Raw genomic sequence first — 22,483 nt, 5'->3', positions numbered from 1 at the left:
CTGCGTCCGGATGATCAGCGCGACGTGGGGTCGCCGCGGCCGCCGATGTGATCGACCAACAGGCGCGCGACGGCGTCGGGGTGCGACGCGGGAACGAGATGGCCCGCGCCAGGGACGACGGCATGCGCAGCGCCGGGAATGCCGGCGACGATCCCCTCCTGATGTGCGACGGGATTCGCGGTGTCGACCTCGCCCGAGACGATGAGCGCTGGCTGCGCGATCCCGGCGAGCTCACCGCGCACATCCGCCGCGGCGAGGAGGTCGCACGCCCGCGCGTACCCCTCGTCCGGCGTCGCCGCCAGCATCGCCGCGCAGCGTTCGACGACCGCGGGATACGCCTCCTGGAAGGCGGCGGTGAACCAGCGATCCAGGATCGCGGGCGCGAGCGGCGCGACGCCCTCGGCGCGCACCGCCGCGGCCCGCTCGATCCACACCTCGCGGGGGAAGCGCGCGGCGCAGCACATCGCCGTGACGCTCGCGAAGCGATCGGGCCGTGTCGCGGCGGCGTGCAGCGCGACGATGCCGCCGAGCGAGACGCCCGCCACGTGCGCCCGCTCGACCCCGCGCTCGTCGAGGGCGCACACCGCGTCGGCGACCATGTCGTCGAGCGTGAACGCCTCGGCCTCGCCCGCCTGCTGATCGCGCTGATCGAAGACGACCGCCACGACGTGTTCCGGCAGTGCCCGGATCACGTCGTCCCACAGCGCAGCGCGCGTCGCGAGCGAGTTGAGGAGGACGACGGTTTCTGTCGCCGGGGTCACGGGGCTCCGAACTCCTGGACGTCCTGGATCGAGGACGAGTCGCCGACGTAACTGACCTTGTCGGTCGTGGCCCACACCACCGTCTGCTGGAACATCGGCGCGAACCACGCCTGCTCCACCACGTACTCGTTCATCTCGCGATGGATCTCGTTCGCCGCCTCGGGGTCAGCCTCCGCCTGCAGCTCGGCAAGCATCCCGGCCAGGGTCTCGTCGTCCGTCTTGAAGGGGTTCTGCGAGCCGTCCGGCGAGTAGTACAGCGCCGCAACGCGCGACGGCGCGGCCGCTCCGCCGAAGTTGAAGTACATGCCCCAGTTCGTCGTCTGCCCCGACTGCTGCGGCGGCACGGGCTCCCAGTCCACCGTGATTCCGACGTCCTTCAGCGCCTGCGTGATGCTCGGCTGCATCGGCATCACCATGTAGTTCTCGGGCATCGTGAGGCTGAAGCCGTCCTCATACCCGGCCTCCGCCAGCAGGCGTCGCGCCTCTTCTGGGTCGTAGTCGTAGCGGTCGTCGAGCTCCTCGACGAAGGCGGGTGAGGTCTTGTTGAACAGCTGAGAGGTCGATTCGCCCTGGCCGGCGAGGATGCCGTCGATGATCCCCTCCGAGTCGAGGGCGTGGTTGATCGCCTGCCGCACCCGCACATCGGCGAGCGGCTCTGCCACCTCACCATGGCGATCGGCCAGGATGATGGCCCCGGTCGACACCCCATCCACGGGCGTGAGCTCCAGGTCGGCCCCCTCGGCCTGCTCGGTCAGCGTCCCCTGGATCGTGGCAGCGTCGATCTCCCCCGCCATGAGCGCATTGAACTGCGCGGTCGAGTCCTGGATCACCCTGACCGTGATCGTCTGGAACGGGTAGGCTTCGGCGTTCCAGTGGTCATCGCGCCGCTCCAGCACATAACTGGTCGCTTCCGCGGTGCGCTCCTCGTCGATGGCGTACGGGCCGGACCCGATCGGATCGAGTGCCTCCTCCTCGGACGTGATCGCGTCAGGGTCGGCGACGACGCCGGAGCCGTACGACAGCGCCACGAGCAGGTTCGCATCCGGATGGGAGAGGTTCAGCACGAGCGTCCGATCATCCGGCGCATCGATCGATTCGATCGCTGCGAGGTTGTTCTGCTGCGGTCCGGTCGTCGAGCGCGTGCGCTCGAGCACAGCCGCGACGTCGGCGGCTGTGACGGGGTCGCCCGACGAGTACGTCATCCCCTCGCGCAGCGTGAGCGTGAGGGTCTTCAGGTCGTCCGAGTACTCCCAGTTCTCCGCAGCATTCGGCGATACCTCGCCCGTGGTGTCACTGCGCAGGAGCGTGTCGTAGATGGCTCCCCAGATGTACCTCTGCTGTCCGTCGTGCAGCTGTGCGGGGTCGAACGAGTTCGGCGGCGACTGCACGGCGAACGCCATGTCGAGATCAACCGCCGCCGCCTTGCCCGTTGCCTCCGACGAGTCGGAGCCCGCGCATGCGGAAAGAGCGAGCGCGGCGGACGCGGCGACGGCGATGGACAGGTATGCGCGGGTACGCGGGGTGCGGGGCATGGTGTCTCCTTTGACAGTGCTGCTGTGGGGCCTCAGCCCAGGGTGTAGAGGTCTCTGCGGGTCATCGCGTTCCGCAGCGGCTCGCCGCGGCGGTAGCGACGCGCGTTCTCGGCGATGATGTCGATCGAGCGCTGGGTGCGGTCGGGCAGCTTCGGCGTCATGTGCGGCGTGATGACCACATTCGGCATGTCCCAGAGCGGGGAATCCGCGGGCAGGGGTTCCGGCGTCGTCACGTCGAGCCCCGCGCCGGCGATCCGGCCGGAGCGCAGCGCGTCGATGAGTGCGTCCTGGTCGACGACCGCGCCCCTCGCCAAGTTGATCAGGGTCGCGTTCGGCCGCATGCGTGCCAACTGCTCGGCGCCGATGAGGTGATGCGTTTCGTCGCTCAGCGACACGGCGAGCATGACGACGTCCGACTCGGCGAGCAGGTCGTCGACACTGTCGCCGCCTTCGGCCGCATACATCCGGTCGACGCTCGGCGGGGCCTCCCCCTGCGTACGGCGGTAGCCGAGCACGCGCATGCCGAACGCCTTGCCCAGGTCGGCCATAGCGGTGCCGGTGTGCCCCAGGCCGACGATCCCGAGCGTCTGCCCCGCGAGCGACAGGCGGTCCTGGTAACCGGGGATGCCCTGCCAGACGTGCTGATCCTGCATCCGGTGCAGGCCGCGCGCATCGAACGCGAGACCGAGCGCGAAGTAGAACGCGTGCTGGGCGAGGGCCTCGGCAGATCGGCCCGCCGACCCCGTGACGATGAGGCCGCTGTCGAGCACCTCCGGGCGCGCGGACTTGGTCAGCCCCGCGTGGTCGCAGTGCACCCAGCGCAGCTTCGGGGCCCTGAGGAATCGGTCGTCCAGATCGATGGGCAGAATCGCGACCTCCGCGCGTTCGAGCGCTTCGGCGACGAGCGCGGATTCGCGGGGATGCACCTGGATGAACTCCTCGGCGCCGATCGCGTCGCGCAGGCTGGCGATCTCTTCGTCGTTCCACAGCAGGCTCGACAGCACGGTGCCGATCCTGTTCTCACCTGGTTCGGGCATGCCCGGCGGCTCCTCTCGTCGGCGACGTCTTCGTCGCGTCCTCGCGATGTCATTGTGTTCCGTCGATCACGCCATGTCAACCGATTGCCGCAACGGTCTTGGCACAGGCACCGCTGGCTCACGATCTGCACGCATACACACCCCCTCTACGTCTCGAGGGGCACAGTGGACGACCCCGAGAAGAACTGCATCGACGAGGGGTCGCGAGATCTCTGCTCGTGCGGTACCGTTCCATTCAATCGGTTGCCACGGGCTGAATCCCGAGATCGACATCTCATTGACGAGAGGAACTCACGCATGGCGAAGATCGCCTTCATCGGCCTGGGAATCATGGGGCTGCCCATGGCCGGAAACCTCGCTCGCGCCGGCCACGGCGTCACCGCGGTCGTGCGGTCCGAGGCCGCGGCGGATCGCGCCGAGCGGGCCGGGCTCGCGATCGCCCGAGACGCGCGCGCGGCGGTCGGCGAGGCCGACGTCGCCATCACGATGCTGCCCGACACCCCCGATGTCGAGGCCGTCCTGGAGGAGATCCTCCTCGCCCTGCGCCGCGGCGCGACCGTGATCGACATGAGCACGATCGACGCCGAGGCCACGCGTGGTTTCGCCGCTCGCGTCGCGAGCGCGGGAGCCGCCTACCTCGACGCGCCCGTCAGCGGGGGTGAGGCGGGCGCGATCGACGGCGTGCTGTCGATCATGGTCGGCGGTTCCGACGACGACGTCGCCGCAGCACTCCCGTTGTTCGAGGCGATGGGGCGGACGATCGTGCACGTGGGCCCGGTCGGTTCGGGACAGGTCGTCAAGGCCGCCAACCAGCTGATCGTGGCGGGCAACATCCAACTCGTCGCCGAGGCGATCGTGCTGCTCGAATCGCAGGGCGCTCAGCTACCGGAGGCGCTCGAGGTGATCGGGGGCGGGCTCGCCGGGAGCACCGTGCTCGAACGCAAGGGCGACGCGATGCTGAACCATCGCTTCGACCCCGGATTCCGCCTCGAACTGCACGCGAAGGACCTCGGCATCGTGGAGAAGGCGGCGATGGGCAGCGGGCTCGCCCTGCCGCTGACGGCTGCCGTGACCCAGCTCGTGCGCGCCCTAGTCGCGCGCGGCGACGGCGGCCTGGATCACTCGGCTCTCCTCAAGCTGACCGAAGAGCTGAACGGCTCACGATGACTGCCGCCGCACACCGCACACAGGCTGACACCCAGCGCCGCCTGCCGACCGACAGCCGGTGGCGCCAGCCCTTCCAGGTGCTGCAGACGAACCTGCAGCCGGTCGACGCGCTCATGAACGTCGAGGAAGCCGTGACGGCCGTGCTCGACAGCGGTGCCGGCACGTGGCTGCTGAACGGGGGCGGGATCCTCTCGTTCTATCCGACCGATCTGCCGTTCCAGACGCGGGAGCCGCTGCTGCGCGAACGGCCTTCCGGAGACCTGCTCGGCGACGCCGTCACCGAGGCGCACACCCGCGGTGTCGCGGTCGTCGCGCGCTTCGACATGTCGAAGCTCTCAGCCGAGATCGCTGCGGAGCATCCGGAGTGGCTGTACCGCGCGCACGACGGCTCGCCCCAGATCTACAACGGCCTCGCGAGCGCGTGCCCGTCGGCCGCGTACTACCAGGAGCGCACGTTCGACGTGCTCGACGAAGTGCTCGACCGCTACGACATCGACGGCGTCTTCTTCAACTGGTTCAATTTCAACGAGCGCGACTACAGCGAGGTGATGCACGGTCCCTGCCACTGCGAGGCGTGCCTCGCCGGGTTCGCGGCGTTCTCGGGGGGCGCCGAGCACCCCGAGGGGATGCGCTCGCCCACCTTCGGGAAGTGGCGGCAGTACACGGCGTCCGTTCTCGCTGAGCTGACGGCGCGGATCGCCGACCACGTCGCGGCCCGCGACCGCGATATCGCCGTGGTCCTGCGTCGCGGGGCGCCCGTCGAGTACCTCGAGGGGAACAACGCATTCCGGGCGATGCCCGGCAAGGAGCTCTGGCCGTACGCCACGGGCGAGGCCGTCAGCGCCGCGACCGCCACGGACCCCGAGGCGGCCGTGCTCGTCAACTGCGTCGCCTTCGTCGAGTCCACATACCGGATGGCGCCGGAGGATCCGGAGCACTTCGCCCACCACCTGCTCCAGGCCATCGCGCGCGGCGGGAACCCCTCCGTGTACTACTTCGGTGCGCCAGGTCGCCTGCCGATGGGCGGGGCGATCTCGACCGGATGCGACGTGATGCGCTTCCGCCGCGAGCACCGGGCCGTCTACGAAGGCATGCGCACTGCTGCGGAGATCGCGCTCGCACGACCCGACTTCGGCTCGGCTCCTCCCGGCGGATACTGGGACCTCGTCGAGGAGTTCCGCGGGGTCTACCAGGCCCTGACCGAGCGCCATCTCGCCTTCGACGTCGTGCCCGTGGATCGGCTCGGGAGCGTCGCCGCTGCCGGCGGGCTCGACACATACAGCCTCGTTGTCCTCCCCGATCTCGGAGGGCTGCGTGGAGCCGGAGCCGCGCTCGACGGCTGGGTCGAACGCGGCGGTTCGCTCCTGGTCACGGGAGGGTCCGGCATCGCCGACGACGGCGTCGAGCTGCGCTCGAGCCCCACCACCGGGCGGGCGGCATCGCCGCTCACGGGCACCGAGCTGCGCTCGTCCTACGCATCGACGAGCGCGCAGCCCCGCGCCGAGCACCTCTCCTACGACGGCCCGATGGTTCCCGTCGCGGGCAAACTCGAACGGCTCGACTGGGCCGAGGATGCCGAGCGATTCGGAAGCATCCTGCCGCAGGCTCCGTTCGGCCCGCCGGAGTACGCGTTCGGCCACGCTGTCGGAGAGGACCCCGTGTGGGCCGTCCGACGCGTGGGCAACGGCGCCAGTGCGATCGTTCCCTGGACGATCGGCCGCACGTACCGAGAGTTCGCGAAGACCGACGCGCGCGATCTGCTCGTCGAGATCGTCCGGGCGCTGGTGCAGCCGGCGGTCGAGTTCGACGCTCATGAGGCCGTCGAGCTCGTGGCGAACCGCAGCGGCGACGACCTCATCGTGCACCTCATCAACCACTCGGGGCTTCGCCGCCGCTCGTACGGCCCGCACGTGCCGATCGACGGTGCGCACCTGCGGCTGCGCGGCCGCGCGCATGACGACGTCGCGGTGCGCGCGCTTCGCGCCGGCATCCGGCTCGACGCTCGCAAGGAGGGCGACGACCTCGTGATCCCGCTCCCCCGACTCGGCCTCTTCGAGGTCGTCACGGTGTCCGCCCGCTGACGAGCCGGCCCTCGCCGTCTCGTCAGCGCCGGATGCTCTCGACTCTCGAACGGTTTCACACACTTCCCCGCACGGAACGACCCCATCCCGCCGCAGTCACCGACGATGGCGACTGCTGGCATCGCACATCATTCGAAGGAGAATGGAATGGAACCCGCTCGTTCATCGACGCGGTACCGGCTCGCCGGCCTCGCGACCGTGGGGGTGTTCGCGCTCGCAGGCTGCAGCGCGAGCACCTCCGGCGACGCCGCGACGGACGCGGAACCCACCGCGCTCACGATCGCGGCGCAGTCGGGGCCGAACTCGCTCGATCCCGCTCAGCTCTCGAACGGGCAGCAGATGTTCGTCTGGACGTCAGTGCTCGACACCCTGCTCGCGCGGGATCCGGCCACGGGCGACATCGTCCCGAACGCCGCCGAGGCGTGGGAGTACAACGACGACGGCACCGTTCTGACGCTCACGCTGCGTGAGGGCATGACCTTCAGCGACGACACGCCTGTCGACGCCGAAGCGGTCGCCGCCACGATGAACCGCACGCGGGAGACGCCGGGGCAGGTGCAGCCCAAGTTCTCCCAGGTGACCGACGTCGCCGCGACGGGCGATCTCGAGGTCGAGGTCCGGTTCGACCGCTTCGACCCGCAGTTCGTCCCGAACCTCGCCTACGGCGTCGGCGCAATCGGGCACCCCGATACCCTCGACGACGAGCGGACGGCCACGGACCCGATCGGCTCCGGCCCGTACACGCTGAGCGTCGAGAACTCCGTCGACGGATCGACGTACGTGCTCGAGAAGCGCGACGACTACTGGAACGCCGACGCGATCGAGGCCGACACGTTCACGGTGCAGGTCATGCAGGATCCGACGGCGGCGTTCAACGCTCTGCAGTCCGGCGAGGTCGATGCCGCCGGCGTGCAGGCGCAGATGCTCTCGCAGCTCCCGGAGTCCGGGTTCACCTTCAGCACGACGGATGCGACAGGCGTCATGCTGCTCGACCTGATCGGCCGCGGCGGAGATGGCTGGCCCGCGCTGCAGGACGAGCGCGTGCGACAGGCGATCAACTACGCCTTCGATCGCGAGAGCATCGTCGACAGCCTCCTCGGCGGAGGAGGCATGCCCTCGGCACAGGTGTTCAACCCGGATGGCGACGTGTACGACGCCTCGCTCGACGAGATGTACCCGTACGACCCCGATCGCGGTCGCGAGCTGGTCGAGGAGGCGGGCTTCGCCGGCGCGACGTTCGAGATCCCGAGCACCTACCTGTCGACGGCGTTCGAGCCCACGATCTCGCAGGCGTTCGAGGACGTGGGTCTGAACGTCGAGTGGAAATCGATCCCGCCCCAGCAGGTCCAATCCGCCGTGCAATCGGGCGACTACGGCATCGTATTCCAGGTCTCGGGCTTCAGCTCCGACCCCGAGGAGGCCTTCTCGCGGTACGCCATCGGCGGCTACGGCAACCCGCTGGGCTACACGGATCCGACGCTGGATTCCCTGTTCGAGACCATCAACTCCACGGTCGCCTTCGAGGAGGCGGTGCCGACCTACCAGGAGCTGAACGCGTACGCGATGGAGCAGGCACTCGTCGTCCCGATCGCGTACACGGGCACGACCTGGGCGGCTCACGACGGGATCACGGCGTCGACCGTCGGCGGCCTGCCGCCGACCATCAGCACCTTCGACCTCGGAGGCTGACGGGCGTCGGCCCTCACGCACGAAGCGCCCGCCGTACAGCATCGGCACGGTGGGCGCTTCGCTGCCTCTGACTCGGCCTACGACACGAACGGACCTCCGGCATCCGCGCAAGAGGAATCCGGAGGCGTCAGGAGGCTCCGCGACTGACCTCGGAATCGTTCAGTATCGGAGCGAGGTTGCAACGCAGTCTGCGGCAGAACAACATCAGAGTTCATATACCACTTCGAGTGCTTCGACGGCGTCGTGCATCTCGTATCGGCCGCGCAGAGTGTCCAAGATGTCTTTCGGTGTCCGAGCGGGTCCGGTCCTGCCGCTGCGTTCGCTGAGGTTGATGGTCGCGCTCCACGCTGCCGGCAGGTGCTGCCGGACCGTGTTCGACGCGAACTCCGCGGGTGAGAGAACCTCGATCGATGGCGGAATGAGCGTCGCGGGGAAGTCCTTGAGATTCAGCGTGACGATCGCCTGCGCTCCACCGATGACAGCAGCCGCGAGGACATGCTCATCATCGACGTCGGGAAGACCGAAGCTGCCCTCGAGCCGCTGCCACCCGGCGACGCTCGAGTCATCGAACGCCCCAGACATCTTCGCGATGAGGCGGTGGGCACGAGCTTCGGCGTCCTCTCGCAACATACCGCGTTTGACGAGCTTGGCGGCCTCGTTGATCTCGGTCTCTTCGAGGATCGCGGTGCTCCAGAGCGGTCGGTAGGCACGCTCGGCGGCCAACGACAGGAGGAAGTCTCTCTGCAGGCTCGGCCAGAGCACGCAGCTATCGAGGATCGCGGAGTACACGCGCCCAGTTTGCCGGACTAACGAGCTCGGCGCCGCGCGGCCGCTGCCTTCCGAACTGTCTTGAGCTCCGACAACACCTCGTCGATCGGTGTGGCCTCGTCCGCATCGATCGAGAGTTCCTCGATGGCGTCGTACTGCTCCTGACGACGCTGGGCCCGGTACTCGAGCGCGTCGTTCAGGGCGATGCGCCGATGCGTTCCCGCGCGCGTGAACGGGATGGTTCCCGCGTCGAGGAGCTTGATCAGCGTCGGTCGGCTGATGCCGAGGAGGTCGGCGGCCTGCTGCGAGGTAAGAGTCTGCGTAGTCGGCGAGACCGTGACGGCCAGCCCCTTGCTCATCGCCGAGACGACCTGACGGAGCGCGGTGAAGACCTCTTCCGGGAGTTCGACCTCATCGCCGAGTTCCGCGCCCACAAGTCGGTAACGCGGCTCCGGGCGCGGGCGACCCGCAGCCTCGTGCGCGGCGAGGAAGTCGGAGATCTCCGCGATCCGGTCAGTGTTGTCGGCGCTATAGGTCTCGGAAGACAGTGCAACGTTGGCAGCCATCACGCCCCCCTTAATTGCATGATTCGTACGCGATTGCGTTTACTTCGATTAGTTGTAAGTGTACCCGGTACTCGACGACACGGCGAGCGTCCGGGCGAGCACTGCCGATCTGAACCGACGCGATCCAGGACAAAGCGGAATCGGCCAGGGCGACGATCGTCACCCTGGCCGATTCCGCTCTCGGTCACCAGTCGTGAACAGTCCCGTCCGCGAGCCGGTTGTACGGCAGGTAGGCCCGCTCGTACGGGTACTTGCCCGCCTCGTCCTGGTCGAGCTCGACGCCCAGGCCCGGCTGGTCGCCCGGGTGCAGCAGGCCATCCGTCCAGGTGAACGACTGCCGGAACACCTCGTCGGTCTTCGCACCGTGCCGCATGTACTCCTGCATGCCGAAGTTGTGGATCGCGAGGCCCACGTGCATCTGCGCGGCCATCCCGACGGGCGAGATGTCGGTCGGGCCGTGGAAGCCCGACTTCACCTGGTACAGCGCGGCGTAGTCCATCGTCTTCTTCAGCGGAGTCACGCCACCCATGTGCGTCACGGCGCCGCGCACGTAGTCGATCAGCTGATCGCGGATGAGGTCCTTGAAGTCCCACACCGTGTTGAAGATCTCGCCGATCGCCAGCGGCGTCGTCGTGTGCTGTCGCACGAGCTTCAGCGCCTCCTGGTTCTCCGCCGGCGTGCAGTCCTCGAGCCAGAACAGGTCGTACGGCTCGAGCGACTTGCCGAGCTTCGCGGCCTGGATCGGCGTCATCCGGTGATGTCCGTCGTGGAGGAGCGGGATGTCGGGGCCGAACTCGTTGCGCACGGCCTCGAAGACGCCGGGCAGGTGCTTGAGGTAGGCCCTCGTGTCCCAGTCCTCCTCGACGGGCTTCTCACCGCGCCTGGCCGGCTCGTGGTCGTACCGCGCCTCGCCCCCGAAGGTGTCGGCGCTCTGCGACGCGATGCCGTAGATCGCCTTCAGACCCGGCACACCCGACTGGATCCGGATGGCGCGGTAGCCCTCGTCGAGGTGCTCGCGCACGCTGTCGAACAGTTCGGGCAGCTCCTTGCCCGATGCGTGCCCGTAGGCGGTGAGACCCCGGCGCGACGCGCCGCCCAGCAGCTGGTACAGCGGCATGCCCGCGGCCTTGCCCTTGATGTCCCACAGCGCCATGTCGACGGCGGCGATCGACGCCATCGTCACGGGGCCGCGCCGCCAGTACGACGAGCGGTAGAGGAACTGCCACGTGTCCTCGATCCGCGACGCATCGGAGCCAACCAGAAGCGGCACGATGTGCTCGCTGAGGTAGGTCGCAACGGCCAGCTCGCGGCCGTTCAGCGTCGCGTCGCCGAGGCCCGTGTGCCCCTCGTCGGTCGTGAGCTTGAGCGTCACGAAGTTCCGATCGGGGCTCGTGACGATGACTTCCGCCTTCTCGATGATCATCGGGGTTCCTCAGTTCTGCGGCTTGGCGTCGCCGAAGGACGTCCACCGGCGCCGGAGCGCGTGGGCGCCGGCCTTCGGCTTGCGGTCGCGCGTGAACGCGCCTTTCTTGTTGCCCTCGACGCGGTGGGTGCCGTTCGAGGTCTGGAAGTCGGCGAAGTTCCACACCTGCTCGCCGACGAAGTAGGGCACCTCGTCGAAGACGCGGTGGTACATGTCGAGCAGGTTCGCCTGGTACTCCTCGGTCCACGGGCCGTCCCAGATCGAGTGCGCGCCCGGCTGCGTGTCGGCTCCGTACTCGGTCATCATCACGGGCTTGCCGAACTTCTCCCAGGTCGCCAGGTCCATCCGAAGGTACTGCTCCGCCGTCTTCAGGTCGCCCGGCGTGATGTACCAGCCGTAGTACCGGTTCAGGCTGATCACGTCGAAGAGGTCGACGATGACGTCGTTCTCGGCGTTCGCGAACATCACGAGCGAGTACGTCAGCGGCCGCGTCGGGTCGAGCTCGCGGGCGAGCTCGACGATCGGCTCGAAGTATGCGCGCGAGCCGGCGTCGTTCGAGGCGGGCTCGTTGATCAGCGACCACATCACGACGCTCGGGTGGTTCTTGTCGCGCGCGATCAGCTCGCGCACGTGCTGCAGCAGCGCGGCCTGCGATGCCTCACCGAGCACATCCGGGCCGAACGTGTACTTCAACTTGCTCTTCGTGATGCCCGCTTCGATGAGCATGTTCAGCCCGACGGCGGCCGTCTCGTCGATGATCACCATGCCCTGCCTGTCGGCGTACTCGAGCACGTCCTCCGCGTACGGGTAGTGCGAGGTGCGGAACGAATTGGCGCCGACCCAGTCAAGCAGCTGGAAGTCGTGCACGAGGAACGCATCGTCGTGGCCCTTGCCTCGGATCGCCGTGTCCTCGTGCTTGCCGAAGCCCTTGAAGTAGAACGGCTCGCCGTTGATGAGGAACTCGGTTCCGCGCACCTCGACCGTGCGCACGCCGACGGTCTGCACGTACTCGTCGGCGACGACGCCGCCGACGTCGAGGCGGACGACGAGTTCGTACAGGTACGCGGCGCCCGGCCGCCACAGCGTCACGTCTGCGATCTCTAGGGCTCCGGATGCCCCGGTGCCGGTCGCGACGACGGCACCGTCCTCGTCGCGCAGTTCGACGGTCACCTCGGCGGTGCCCGAGGCCTCGACATCGTAGGAGACGCGGCCGGTCGTACCCTCATAGTCGGTGACAACCGTGATGTCCGAGATGTGCGTCTGCGGCAGCGAGTGCAGGCGCACAGAGCGGGCGAGCCCGGCGTAGTTGTAGAAGTCGTGCTTGTACTCCTGCGACTGCGTGCCGTCAGCGTTGTCAGTCACGATGCCGGGCGGGATCGTCTCGAACGTGAGTCTATTGTCGACCGCGACCGTGAGGCGGAACACTTCGCCGGCCGTCACGTGATCGGTGACGTCGACGTCGAACGGCGTGTACCCGCCGATGTGCTCGCCGACGAGCGCGTCACCCGCATACACCTTCGCGGCGTGCGTCGCGGAGTCGAAGCGCACCAGGATGCGCTCCCCCGCCCAGCCGCGCGGCACCCGGACCTCGCGCTGGTAGAACACCCAACCGACGTGGTCGCGGATGGCGGCATCGGCGAACTGGTCGTTGTAGCTGGCGGGGACGGCGACCTCGAGCTTCGTGTCGAGGCGACCGGCGAACGCGTCGCCCGACACCTGGGCGTCGGTCGCGAACGCCCAGAGGCCGTCGAGCGACACCTGCTCGCGCGTCGCGGTGATCTTCGGCTTCAGCATGGGGCTTCCTCCTGTGCAATGGATGCTTCGGCGAGCGCTCGCTCGAGCGCGGCCGGGTCGTGGGTGGGGTCGATGTGCAGGATGCGCGCGGCTTCGTCGGCCGCATCTGGCCCGGGGATCGAGCCTTCGCGCACGGCGAGGGACCACTCCGCGAGGGCCCGCGAGCCGGCGACATGCCCTGCGCCCGCCGCGCGCCGTTCGGCGACGACGGGCAGGATGCGCGAGGCGATCTTGACAGGCGTGTTCTCGGCGATCTGCTCGAGCCGGTGACTCAGCGCCGGGTTCGCGAAGCGCACGCGGAGCGCATCGGCGTACGCGACGGGTTCCAGTGACGACGGCAGCGTGGCCCCCGCCTCGATCCACCAGGCGTCGACGAGGTCGCGCAGCTCCGGATGGGCGATGGCTTCATCGACCGTCGCCAGGCCGCGCCGGAGCCCGCCGATCGCGAGGATCGTGTGCGCGCCGTTCAACATGCGGAGCTTGCGATCCTCGTACGGACGCACGTCGTCGGTGAGCACGACGCCCGCCGACGGCCAGTCGGGCCGCCCCGCGGGGAACTCCCCCTCGATGACCCACTCGACGTACGCCTCGGTGGCGACCGGCGCTGCGTCGTCCCAGCCGCTCGCCGCCGCGAGGGCGCGGCGCTCGGCGTCGTCGATGCGCGGCGTGATGCGGTCGACGGCCGTCGAGCAGAACGACACGTTCTGCCCGATCCACGCCGCCGTGTCGGGCAGAGCGGCGGCATACGCTGCGAGCGCCGCAGCCGCGACGCGGCCGTTGTCTGGCAGGTTGTCGCACGGCACGACGGCGAGCGCCCCCGCCTCGGCGCGGCGGCGCACGTCGAGAGCGGCGACGAGGCGCGCCAGCGGTGAGGCCGGCGCTCCCGAGGCACGGCCCGACGCCCATGCGGCGGCGCGCGAGGCGTCCTCGCGCACCTCGTCGACATCCGGATGGCTCGCGGCGGCGTAGCCGCCCTCCGTGATCGTCAGGGTGACGACCGCGACATCCGGGTCGGCGAGGTACATCGCGAGCGCGGCGAGATCGGCGCCGTCGTGCGCCGCCGACACCTGATCGACGACGCTCACGGTCTCACCCGTCGCGGAGCGCTCCGTCAGCGTGTACAGCCCGTCCTGGGCGGTGAGCTGCTCGGCCTGGTGCGGCGAGCGCACCGTGAAAGCCGCATAGCCCCAGTCATCGCCGTCACCGGCGAGCTGCGTCAGACGCGCCTGGTGGGCGCGGAAGAAGCTGCCGAGGCCGATATGCACGAGGCGCACGGGCTTGCGAGCGGCGCGGGTCAGTGGCCGGCTCACAGCTTGAACACCTCGCGCGGCTGCTGCTCGGTCATCCGGACGATCATGCGTCGCGCGGCGATCAGCGGCATCCGGCCCTCGCCGACGAGCCGCGCGAGGTACGCGGCATCGGTGCGCCGCGCCATGTCGTGGCGGGCGGGGATGGACAGGAACGCGCGGGTGTCGTCGATGAAGCCCGAGCCCTTCGTGAGCCCGGCCGTCTCGGTCGACGCCGCGCGGAACCGCTGCACCGCATCCGGTGCGTCCAGGAACCACCACGGGGCCCCGACGAACACCGACGGGTAATAGCCCGCGAGCGGAGCGATCTCGCGCGAGAACGACGTCTCGTCGATCGTGAACAGCACGAGGTGGAAGCCGGCGGCGTTGCCGTGCCGTGCGAGGAGGGGGCGCAGGTTGCGCGTGTACTCAGCCGCGATCGGGATGTCATGGCCCGTGTCGGCGCCGTAGGCGCGGAACGCGCCCTCGTCGTGATTGCGCAGCACTCCGGGATGCACCGTCATGACGAGCCCGTCGTCGACGCTCATGCCCGCCATCTGCGTCAGCATATGCGCCGTGAACGCCCGCGATTCCGCTTCGCTCGCCTCCCCCGCGACCGTGCGGCGGAACAGCGCCGCCGCATCGTCGGGGTCGAGGTCGAGCGTCGCCATCGTCTCGACGCCGTGGTCGGCCGAGACGGCGCCGCGGTCGATGAAGAACGCGCGCCGGGCGCGGAACGCCTCGAGGTAGGCCGCGTAGTCGTCGGCCGCACCCGCGACCGTCGCGGTGAGCGCCTCGACGCGCTCGGCGTAGCCCGGCTTCGTCGGGTCCATGTAGGCATCCGGGCGGAAGGTCGGGATCACGCGGCCGTGCAACGCGCCCGACGTCTTCAGCTCCACGTGCGCCGCGAGGTCGTCGAGCGGGTCGTCCGTCGTCGCGAGCGTGTCGATCCGGAATCGGTTGAACAGGGCCCTCGGCCGAAAATCGGGCTCGGCGAGCCTCCGCTGGATGAGGTCGAACAGTCGGTCGGCCGATGCCGCCGACGGCTCCTCGGTCGCGCCGAACAGCTCGCCCAGCTCATGTCGGAGCCAGTAGCCGGATGCGGTGGCCTGGTAGGCGTCCCAGTGCGCGCAGAAGGTGCGCCACGCGGCGCGCGGGTCGGCCTTCTCGCCGTAGATCTCGCCGTACGGCACGCCGCTCGCGTGCAGCAGGCGCGTGACGTAGTGGTCGTACCGGATGAACAGGTCGAAGGCGTCGCGGAACGGCTCGTCGTCGAGGAGCATGTTCGGATCGACGTGGCCGTGCGGCGAGACGATCGGGGCATCGGCGACCTCGCCGTACAGCTCGCGCGCGACCGCGCGGCTCGCCTTCCCCTCGGGGAACAGCCGGTCGGGGTCGAGCGCGAGCGGCTCGGTCTCGATGTCGAGTGTGTCGGTCATCGTTCCTCTTCCTGGTCCTGCGTGCCTTCGAAGCCCTGCGCCGAGCGGGCGACACCACTCGGTTGTGCCAGCGACGCCGAGCGGCCAGCGCGGCGGGCGGCGTCGCCGACCCGATGCGGTTCGCCATCGGTGATGCTGCTCGCCATGTGGGTCGCTCCTCTGCGATTGCGAACACAGAGCAATCGGTTGCCGTTCCCCAGTGTGCCAGATTTCCGAGTCCTTGGCAATCGATTGCCTTCCGCTATTCGGTTGCGTGTCGCTCGCTGCTCACGCCGGTCACGAGATCACGCTCGCCCTGGGCAGATGGGCGTGCGGTTCCGCGACCAGGCGACGAGGGCCTGCGACCTCGATCGCCCCGTCGAGCGGCAGGTCTTCCGACGACAAACCCACCCGAACCCGGTAGGTGCCGGGGTCGACGGCGAAGGCTCCGTCGTGCGCCGTGTACCCGAGCTGGTCGAGGTCGATCTCGAAGCGCACGCGCGCGGACGCTCCTGCGGCGAGGTCGACTCGGGCGAAGGCCGCGAGCTGGCGCTCGGGGCGCGTCGCGAGCACCGCCGGCGCCGAGACGTACGCCTGCACGACCTCGCGCACCTCGCGCTCGCCGGTGTTGGCGGCCGCGGCCTCGACGACCAGCGTGTCACCCTCGCGGGCGATCGAGAGCTCGGAGAGCTCGACCTGGCCGTACGACAGTCCATGCCCGAACGGGAACAGCGGCGTGTTCTCCAGGTCGACGTAGCCCGTGAATTGGTCGGCGCCCGTGCGGCGCTGGCCGCTGCCGGTCTTCTGCGCGTGGTGCAGGGGCGTCTGCCCGACGTGCCGCGGCACCGTGAACGGAAGCTTGCCCGCGGGCACGGCCGAGCCCGCGATCACGGCGGCGAGCGCACGCCCTCCCTCCGGCCCCGGGATGTATGCCGTCAGGAGGGCGTCGGCGAGTTCGACGACGCGGCGGAGGTCGTAGGGCTTCCCCCCGTAGACGACCGCGATGACGGGGCGGCCGAGCGCCGCGACGCGCTCCAGCAGTTCGATCTGGCGGGAGGGGATCTCCATCGTCGCCGAATCGGAGCCCTCGCCCTCCGTCGCGCGCCCCGCGAACGCGGCGGAGCGCCCGCCGATCGCGACGACGATCGCGTCGGCGCCGCGGGCAGCTCCGACGGCCGCATCGATATCGTGCGGCTCCTCGTCGAGGACGCCCGTTCCCGGCGCCGTCGCGACGGCGGCATCCGGGAACGCGTCGGCGATGGCGGCGGCAAGGCTCGGCGCCCCGTGCTGCTCGCGCGCGATCTTCTCGGGGTCGAGCGCGGCCAGGGCCTCCATCTGCGCGCGCATCTTCGCCTGCGCCGCCGGATCGGGGTTCGCCAGCGCCTGCTCGAGCCCCGCGAGGCGCGACTTGCCGCTCATCATGCCGCGGAGCGTCTCGAGGAACGGCGGATGCGTGTAGTTGGCGAAGCCCGCCATCACCGAGTCGGCGTGCGGCCCGACGACCGCGATCGAGGCCGTGTCGCGCGGCAGCGGAAGAGCCCCGTCGTTCTGCAGCAGCGTGACGGCGTCGGCGGCGAGGCTGCGCGAGAGGCCCTTGCCGCTCGCCGCGAGCGCCATGATCTGGTCGGGCTCGCCGTGCACGAACGGGTCGTCGAACAGGCCGAGGGCGAACTTGTGCGTGAGCGTGCGCAGCACGGCGCGGTCGACGTCCTCGACGTCGGCCTCGCCGTGCTCGAGCCGGGCGACGAGCTCCGCGCCGTACGCCTGTGGCGCGGGGAGCTCGACGTCGAGGCCGGCGGCGAGCGCCGCGTCGGCGACGGAGTCGAGCGTACCGACGCCCTGGCGCTCGACCACGTAGAACAGGCTGCGGTAGTCGGAGACGACGGTGCCCTCGAAGCCGAGCTCGCCCCGGAGCAGGTCGGTGAGGATCTCGCGGCTGAGCACCACGGGCATCCCGTCGATCTCGGAGTAGCTGTTCATCACGCTCTTCAGGCCCGCGAGCCGGATGGTCGCCTCGAACGGCGCCGCGTGCACGTCGCGCAGCTCGCGCGGGCCGGCCTGGGTCGCGGCCATGTTCTGCCCGCCCTCGGTGCTGGCGTAGCCGAGGAAGTGCTTCGCGGTCGCGATCACGCCGTCCGCGAGGTCGCTCCCCTGCAGGCCGGAGACGTACGCCACGCCGAACGCCGAGGCGAGCAGCACGTCCTCGCCGTACGTCTCGTGCGTGCGCCCCCACCGCGCGTCGCGCGACACGTCGAGCACCGGAGCGAAGCCCTGGTGCACGCCGACGGCGCGCAGCTGCGTCCGGATGAGGTCTGCCATCTCGCGCACGGCATCCGGGTTCCAGCTCCCCGCGAGACCGATCGCGGTCGGGAACGACGTGAAGCCGTCGGCCGCGACGCCGTTGAGCGTCTCGTTGTGCACGATCGCGGGGATGCCGAGCCGGGTGTGCTCGCGTAGGTAGCGCTGGATCTCGTTGGTCATCGACGCGACGGCGTCGGGGGCGGCCATCGACGTGCCGACGCCGCAGATGTGCCCGATGCCGTTGCCGAGGTGCTCGTCGAGCTTCTCGCGCGTGATGTTCCGCGGGGCGCCGAGCGGCTGCGGCAGCACCCCCGCGAGCTGGGCGACCTTCTCGGCCGGGGTCATCTGCGCCAGCAGGTCGAGCGCGCGTTCGCGCGCCGTGGGGTTCGTCATCGTTCAGCTCTCCAGGGTCAGTCGCCAGGACCATTCGTATGCGGAGCCCGTCGGGCGGTGCTCCGGTCGGGTGTCGGGCCCGAGCAGGCCCGTGCCCACGCCGCGGTGGGCGATGTCGAGGTGGATATGTGTCAGCGCGCTCTGCGGCAGTTCCCACGCGTGCGACGCCGATTCGAGCTCGTCGACGCTGTGGCGCAGGGCGCTCGCGTGCAGCGGGGTGGCCGAGCGCATGAGCGCACGGCCCGCCGGGCCCGTCGTTTCGAGCTCGGTGACGCCGCCGCGCGTTCCCGTCTCCTGCGGGCGCAGCTGCGCATCCGGCCAGTCGTCGATCGGCAGGCGGTGGCGCGCGAGGTATGCGGCCGCGCGGCGGTCGGGGTAGTTCTCCCACGGGCCGAGCCCCGTCCACGCGGCCTCGTCGAAGCCGGGCGCGAGCGTGAGCTCGACGCCGACGCGCAGGCCGTCGCGCGTTCCGTCGGGCAGCTCGACGCGCTCGTCGAAGACCCAGTCGCGCTCGCCCACCGCGCCGATGCGCCGCGTGTGGCGCACGGCATCGCCGAACGCCGAACGATAGCGCAGCTCCACGAGGGCACCGTCGTCGCGCTCGTCGATCCGCGCGTCTTCGAGGTCGAGCCGGAAGAACCCGCTGCGCACGAATCTGTTGTCGAGCGCGAACGCGAGGTCGTTGTCGGTGAGCGCGCGCCAGAGCGACAGGCGCGGCGGCGCGGCGAGCAGCGGGTCGGCGATGTCGCCCACGGCATCGAGCGCGGGGGCGGAGCTCCCCTTTGGCAACGGGTGCGGCGCGCGGACCAGCGGTGCGCTCTCCACCGAGAGCTCGGTGCCGGCGGGCGCCCACGCTGCGTCGGCCGCGAGCAGCACCCGAACGCTCAGCGAGACCGCCCGCGGGTCGCGCAGGGCGCGCACCGCCTCATCCGGGAGCGCGATCGTCGCGGCGGCGCCCGCGGCGATCGGCCGCGACGAGATCGGCACGGCGACGAGCGGGCCGTCGGAGCCCTCGACGCGCGCCTCGAGCGCGAGCCCCGTCGTGTCGGCGAACGCCTGGCGGTTGCGCAGCGTGACCCGCCCGGACGCCGCATCGAGCGACACCAGCCGCACGGGGCTGAACACGCCGCGCATCTCGAAGTACGCGGCCTTCGGCACGAGGTCGGCGGTGACGATGCCGTTGAGCGGGGTGGCGACGGGGAAGTCGTGGTCGCCGAAGTCGCCCGCATACTGCAACCGGGCGTCTCCCTCCGGATCGAGCGCGTGGTCGAGGAACTCCCAGACGAACCCGCCCTGCAGCCCCGGCAGCGTCTCGAAGAGGCGCCAGTAGTCGGCGAGCCCGCCCGTGCTGTTGCCCTGCGAGTACGCGTATTCGCAGGCGATGAGGGGACGGTCGGCCGCACCATCGCGCGAGAACGACTCGAGCGCCGCGAACGAGGGATACATCGGGCAGACCACATCGGTCGCGGCACGGCCGCCGTGCCAGTCCAGCGAAATCGCACCCTCGTAGTGCACGGGCCGCGACGGGTCGGCGTGCCTGACCCAGGCCGCGGCGGCATCGTGCGCCGCGCCGCAACCGGTCTCGTTGCCGAGCGACCACAGGATGATCGACGGATGATTGCGGTCCCGCCGCACCATGCGTGCCACGCGATCGACGATCTCGGTGAGGTACCGCGGGTCGTCCGCGATGGTCGAGGCGAACGCGTGCCCCTCGACGTCGGCCTCGTCGACCACGTAGAAGCCGTACTCGTCGCAGAGATCGTAGAAGGCCGGGTCGTTCGGGTAGTGGGAGCACCGGATGGCGTTGACGTTGGCGCGCTTGAGCAGCGACAGTTCCTCGTGCATCCGCGCCGGCGAGATCACGCGGCCGGTAGCCGGATCCAAATCGTGACGGTTTACGCCCTGGATCAGCACGCGCGCACCGTTGACGAGCAGGTCCCGCCCGACGATCTCGACTCGGCGGAAGCCGACTCGAAAGTCTGCGCGGTCGACGACGGCGCCCATCGCGTCGCGCAGCTCCACGCGGAGGTCGTACAGCACCGGTTGCTCGGCCGACCACGGCTCGATCTCAAGTCCCGCCAGTTCGACGCGCGCCGTACCCGCTGGCGTCGACGGCATCGGCATCCCGAACGCGGCAGCGTTCGGGATCGCACGCAACTCGGGAGGCACAGGTCCACCGGCAGCGTTGATCGACAGCAGGTCCATCGCACCATCGGGGAAACGCTGCGCGGGCTTCACCGAACGATCGCGCGACGGCGGCGGCAGCGTCGGCGCGGCCACCCGTCGAGCGATGTCCGCGGTGTGCGTGGCGCCGAGCAGGGTCACAGCGATCTCGTGCTGCGGGTCCTCTGAACCTGCGAGGGCATCGACTCGGGCCTCGACCCTGAGCGTTCCCGCGCCCGTCTCGGGGTCGAAGTCGGCAGACGCGACGACGTCTGAGAGTCGAACGTCGGGCACGAACAGCAGGCCGACCGAACGTGAGAGTCCGGAGTGCCAGAACTGATCCTGGTCCTCCAGGTACGATGCCGCCGACCATTTCGCCACGCGCAGCTCGATCTCGTTGTCGCCGTCTCGGACCCATTCGGTGATGTCGAACTCGGCAGCGAGATGGGAGTCGCCGCTCGTCCCTGCGAAGACGCCGTTGACGTACGCCCGCAGGTGTCCCTCTGCGGCACCGACGTGGAGAATCACGCGCCGCCCATCACGTTCGATCCGCGCGGTGCGGCGATACACGCCGGTTGGGTTCCGCGCCGGAATGCACGGCGGCACATCGTCGAACGGCATCGGCACATTCGTGTAGTTCGGCAGATCGTCCGGGCGCGACATCGTCCACAGACTCGGAATCTGCACCTCTTCCCATGTCGCGCCGCGGAGCTCCGTCTCAGAGCCGACCAGCGCGAAAGTCCACGCGCCGTCCAGCTCCACATCGAAGCTCCTGCGGACTGTCGACATCGGCATCCGGAAAGAATGGACGAGTCCACTCGAATCAATCTCGATCATGTTTCCTCCTTGACGGCAAAGCAGATGATGCAACCGCCGATGACGGCGCACACGGCGGAGACCGAGTACAGAAGAGCGAAGTTCGAACCGCCGCTGGATGCCCCGACGGACAGTACGACGGGCGCGAGCAGCGGGCCGACGGCGCTCGGGATCTTCTGCGAGAAGGCCGTGATCGCCATGTAGCGGCCGGCCTCGGTCTCGCGATTCGGCAGCACGTCGAGCGACAGCGCCTGCGACGGTGCCGCGAACAGCGCCATGCCGAACGAGGTCGCCAGAATGCCGCCGATCAGGCCGACGAGATCCTGCGCGAGGGCGAGCACCGTACCTCCGCCGGCGAACACGAGCGCACCGGCGAGGGCGAGGCTCTGCCGGCGGACGCGGTCGCTCAGCCACCCGCCCAGCAGCGAACCGACGGACGCGGTGACGACGCTGAATCCGGAGGAGATGGCGAGGACGCCCGCGACGTCGCTGACGCCGAGGCCGAGGCGCTGCGCGAACAGCAGCACCGAGAAGCTCGACGTCATCATCACGCCGAGGAACAGGACGAACCGACCGAGCCAGTTCCAGCTGAAGTTCGGGAAGCGACGCGGGCGGAAACCGTAGCTCCGGATCACGCGGCCGAGCGAGAGCCCGCCGCGGGGCGCCGTCTCTCGGCTGTCCGGCTCGCCGACCAGCGCGACGAACGGGATGACGAACAGCAACCCGGCGGCGACGGGCACGAGGATCACGAACACCGCGCTGTCGGGGGCGACGCCGACCAGCAGGATGCCCGCGACGGGCGCGACCTGCATCACGAGGCCCGTGACGCCCGAGACGATTCCGCGTTGGCTCCGCGGCAGGCGGTCGGCCTGCCAGTTCGCGAGCGAACCGCCGACGGTGTTCCAGGCGGCGGCCCCGATCACCCAGCCGAGGGCGAGCGTCGGCACGTTCGGGGCGAACATCAGCAGCGGCGACGCCGCGACCCCCACCAGCGCGCCGAGCACGGTGTACGGGCGCCGGCGCCCCCACCGCGACCGGGTATGGTCGCTCAGCTGCCCCGTCAGGGGCGCGACGACGAGTGTCGCGGCCGCGCCGACGCCGAGTACGATGCCGAGCAGGTCGGTGCGCCCCGGCGCGATCTGCTCGATCCGCACCGCCAGCGAGAACGACATCGGCACGATCGACGCCATGGCGACGCCGAACGTGGCCGCGACGAGCAGGGCGATCTGCCGCCGGGGCACTCGCCGTTCGGCGCTCTCCTCGACGGCCACGGTCTCGGCCGACACGC

Annotated in this window: 16 protein-coding genes; 3 read left to right on the top strand and 13 right to left on the bottom strand. The window is 69.8% G+C overall.

The window, feature by feature from the left end; genetic code table 11:
• Positions 1 to 14: 14 nt before the first annotated feature.
• The 3 genes from C0010_RS14705 to C0010_RS14695 are packed head-to-tail and all read right to left on the bottom strand — an operon-like array spanning position 15 to position 3,330.
• On the bottom strand, positions 15 to 761 hold the full coding sequence (locus C0010_RS14705) for an alpha/beta fold hydrolase (protein ID WP_158685537.1): 747 nt from the start codon (positions 759 to 761) through the stop codon (positions 15 to 17).
• On the bottom strand, positions 758 to 2,293 hold the full coding sequence (locus C0010_RS14700; protein ID WP_105567844.1) for an ABC transporter substrate-binding protein: 1,536 nt from the start codon (positions 2,291 to 2,293) through the stop codon (positions 758 to 760). Before C0010_RS14700 ends, C0010_RS14705 begins: the two co-directional genes overlap by 4 nt.
• Before the next feature lie 32 nt (positions 2,294 to 2,325).
• Entirely contained in the window at positions 2,326 to 3,330 is a 1,005-nt protein-coding gene (locus tag C0010_RS14695) for a D-2-hydroxyacid dehydrogenase (protein ID WP_105567843.1), read from the bottom strand.
• A gap of 297 nt (positions 3,331 to 3,627) precedes the next feature.
• Between C0010_RS14695 and C0010_RS14690 the strand changes: the two genes are divergently transcribed.
• The 3 genes from C0010_RS14690 (at position 3,628) to C0010_RS14680 (ending at position 8,267) form a co-directional block, all read left to right on the top strand.
• Positions 3,628 to 4,497, top strand: a complete 870-nt coding sequence (locus C0010_RS14690; RefSeq protein WP_105567842.1) for an NAD(P)-dependent oxidoreductase — start codon at positions 3,628 to 3,630, stop codon at positions 4,495 to 4,497.
• Positions 4,494 to 6,578, top strand: a complete 2,085-nt coding sequence (locus C0010_RS14685) for an alpha-amylase family protein (RefSeq protein WP_105567841.1) — start codon at positions 4,494 to 4,496, stop codon at positions 6,576 to 6,578. Before C0010_RS14690 ends, C0010_RS14685 begins: the two co-directional genes overlap by 4 nt.
• A 147-nt stretch (positions 6,579 to 6,725) precedes the next feature.
• A complete protein-coding gene (locus C0010_RS14680; protein WP_105567840.1) occupies positions 6,726 to 8,267 on the top strand; it encodes an ABC transporter substrate-binding protein in 1,542 nt (513 codons plus the stop codon).
• 204 nt (positions 8,268 to 8,471) lie between these two features.
• On the opposite strand, the gene C0010_RS14675 is transcribed toward C0010_RS14680, so the two are convergent.
• The 10 genes from C0010_RS14675 to C0010_RS14635 all read right to left on the bottom strand — a co-directional run bounded on the left by C0010_RS14675 (position 8,472) and on the right by C0010_RS14635 (position 22,481).
• Positions 8,472 to 9,056 (bottom strand): PIN domain-containing protein, encoded by a 585-nt coding sequence (locus tag C0010_RS14675; RefSeq protein ID WP_105567839.1) that lies wholly within the window; start codon positions 9,054 to 9,056, stop codon positions 8,472 to 8,474.
• Between the two features lie 17 nt (positions 9,057 to 9,073).
• Entirely contained in the window at positions 9,074 to 9,601 is a 528-nt protein-coding gene (locus C0010_RS14670; protein WP_105567838.1) for an excisionase family DNA-binding protein, read from the bottom strand.
• A 184-nt stretch (positions 9,602 to 9,785) separates the two neighbouring features.
• Positions 9,786 to 11,024: a D-mannonate dehydratase ManD gene (manD, locus tag C0010_RS14665; RefSeq protein WP_105567837.1), complete on the bottom strand. Its 1,239-nt coding sequence runs from the start codon at positions 11,022 to 11,024 to the stop codon at positions 9,786 to 9,788.
• Between the two features lie 9 nt (positions 11,025 to 11,033).
• Positions 11,034 to 12,818 (bottom strand): beta-glucuronidase, encoded by a 1,785-nt coding sequence (gene uidA / locus C0010_RS14660; protein ID WP_105567836.1) that lies wholly within the window; start codon positions 12,816 to 12,818, stop codon positions 11,034 to 11,036.
• Complete coding sequence (locus tag C0010_RS14655) at positions 12,812 to 14,128, bottom strand: mannitol dehydrogenase family protein (RefSeq protein WP_105567835.1); 1,317 nt, start codon at positions 14,126 to 14,128, stop codon at positions 12,812 to 12,814. The genes uidA and C0010_RS14655 overlap by 7 nt, the downstream gene beginning before the upstream one ends.
• Entirely contained in the window at positions 14,125 to 15,543 is a 1,419-nt protein-coding gene (gene uxaC, locus C0010_RS14650; protein ID WP_105567834.1) for a glucuronate isomerase, read from the bottom strand. Before uxaC ends, C0010_RS14655 begins: the two co-directional genes overlap by 4 nt.
• Entirely contained in the window at positions 15,540 to 15,689 is a 150-nt protein-coding gene (locus C0010_RS15090) for a hypothetical protein (protein ID WP_158685536.1), read from the bottom strand. The genes uxaC and C0010_RS15090 overlap by 4 nt, the downstream gene beginning before the upstream one ends.
• 130 nt (positions 15,690 to 15,819) lie before the next feature.
• On the bottom strand, positions 15,820 to 18,216 hold the full coding sequence (locus C0010_RS14645; protein WP_105567833.1) for a glycoside hydrolase family 3 N-terminal domain-containing protein: 2,397 nt from the start codon (positions 18,214 to 18,216) through the stop codon (positions 15,820 to 15,822).
• A 3-nt stretch (positions 18,217 to 18,219) separates the two neighbouring features.
• Complete coding sequence (locus C0010_RS14640; RefSeq protein ID WP_105567832.1) at positions 18,220 to 21,216, bottom strand: glycoside hydrolase family 2 TIM barrel-domain containing protein; 2,997 nt, start codon at positions 21,214 to 21,216, stop codon at positions 18,220 to 18,222.
• On the bottom strand, positions 21,213 to 22,481 hold the full coding sequence (locus C0010_RS14635; protein WP_105567831.1) for an MFS transporter: 1,269 nt from the start codon (positions 22,479 to 22,481) through the stop codon (positions 21,213 to 21,215). The genes C0010_RS14640 and C0010_RS14635 overlap by 4 nt, the downstream gene beginning before the upstream one ends.
• Positions 22,482 to 22,483: the final 2 nt, after the last annotated feature.

Source organism: Microbacterium halophytorum (assembly GCF_002970975.1).
In the GTDB taxonomy this organism is placed as follows: Bacteria; Actinomycetota; Actinomycetes; order Actinomycetales; family Microbacteriaceae; genus Microbacterium; species Microbacterium halophytorum.
This window is presented reverse-complemented; position numbering and strand designations above follow the sequence as displayed.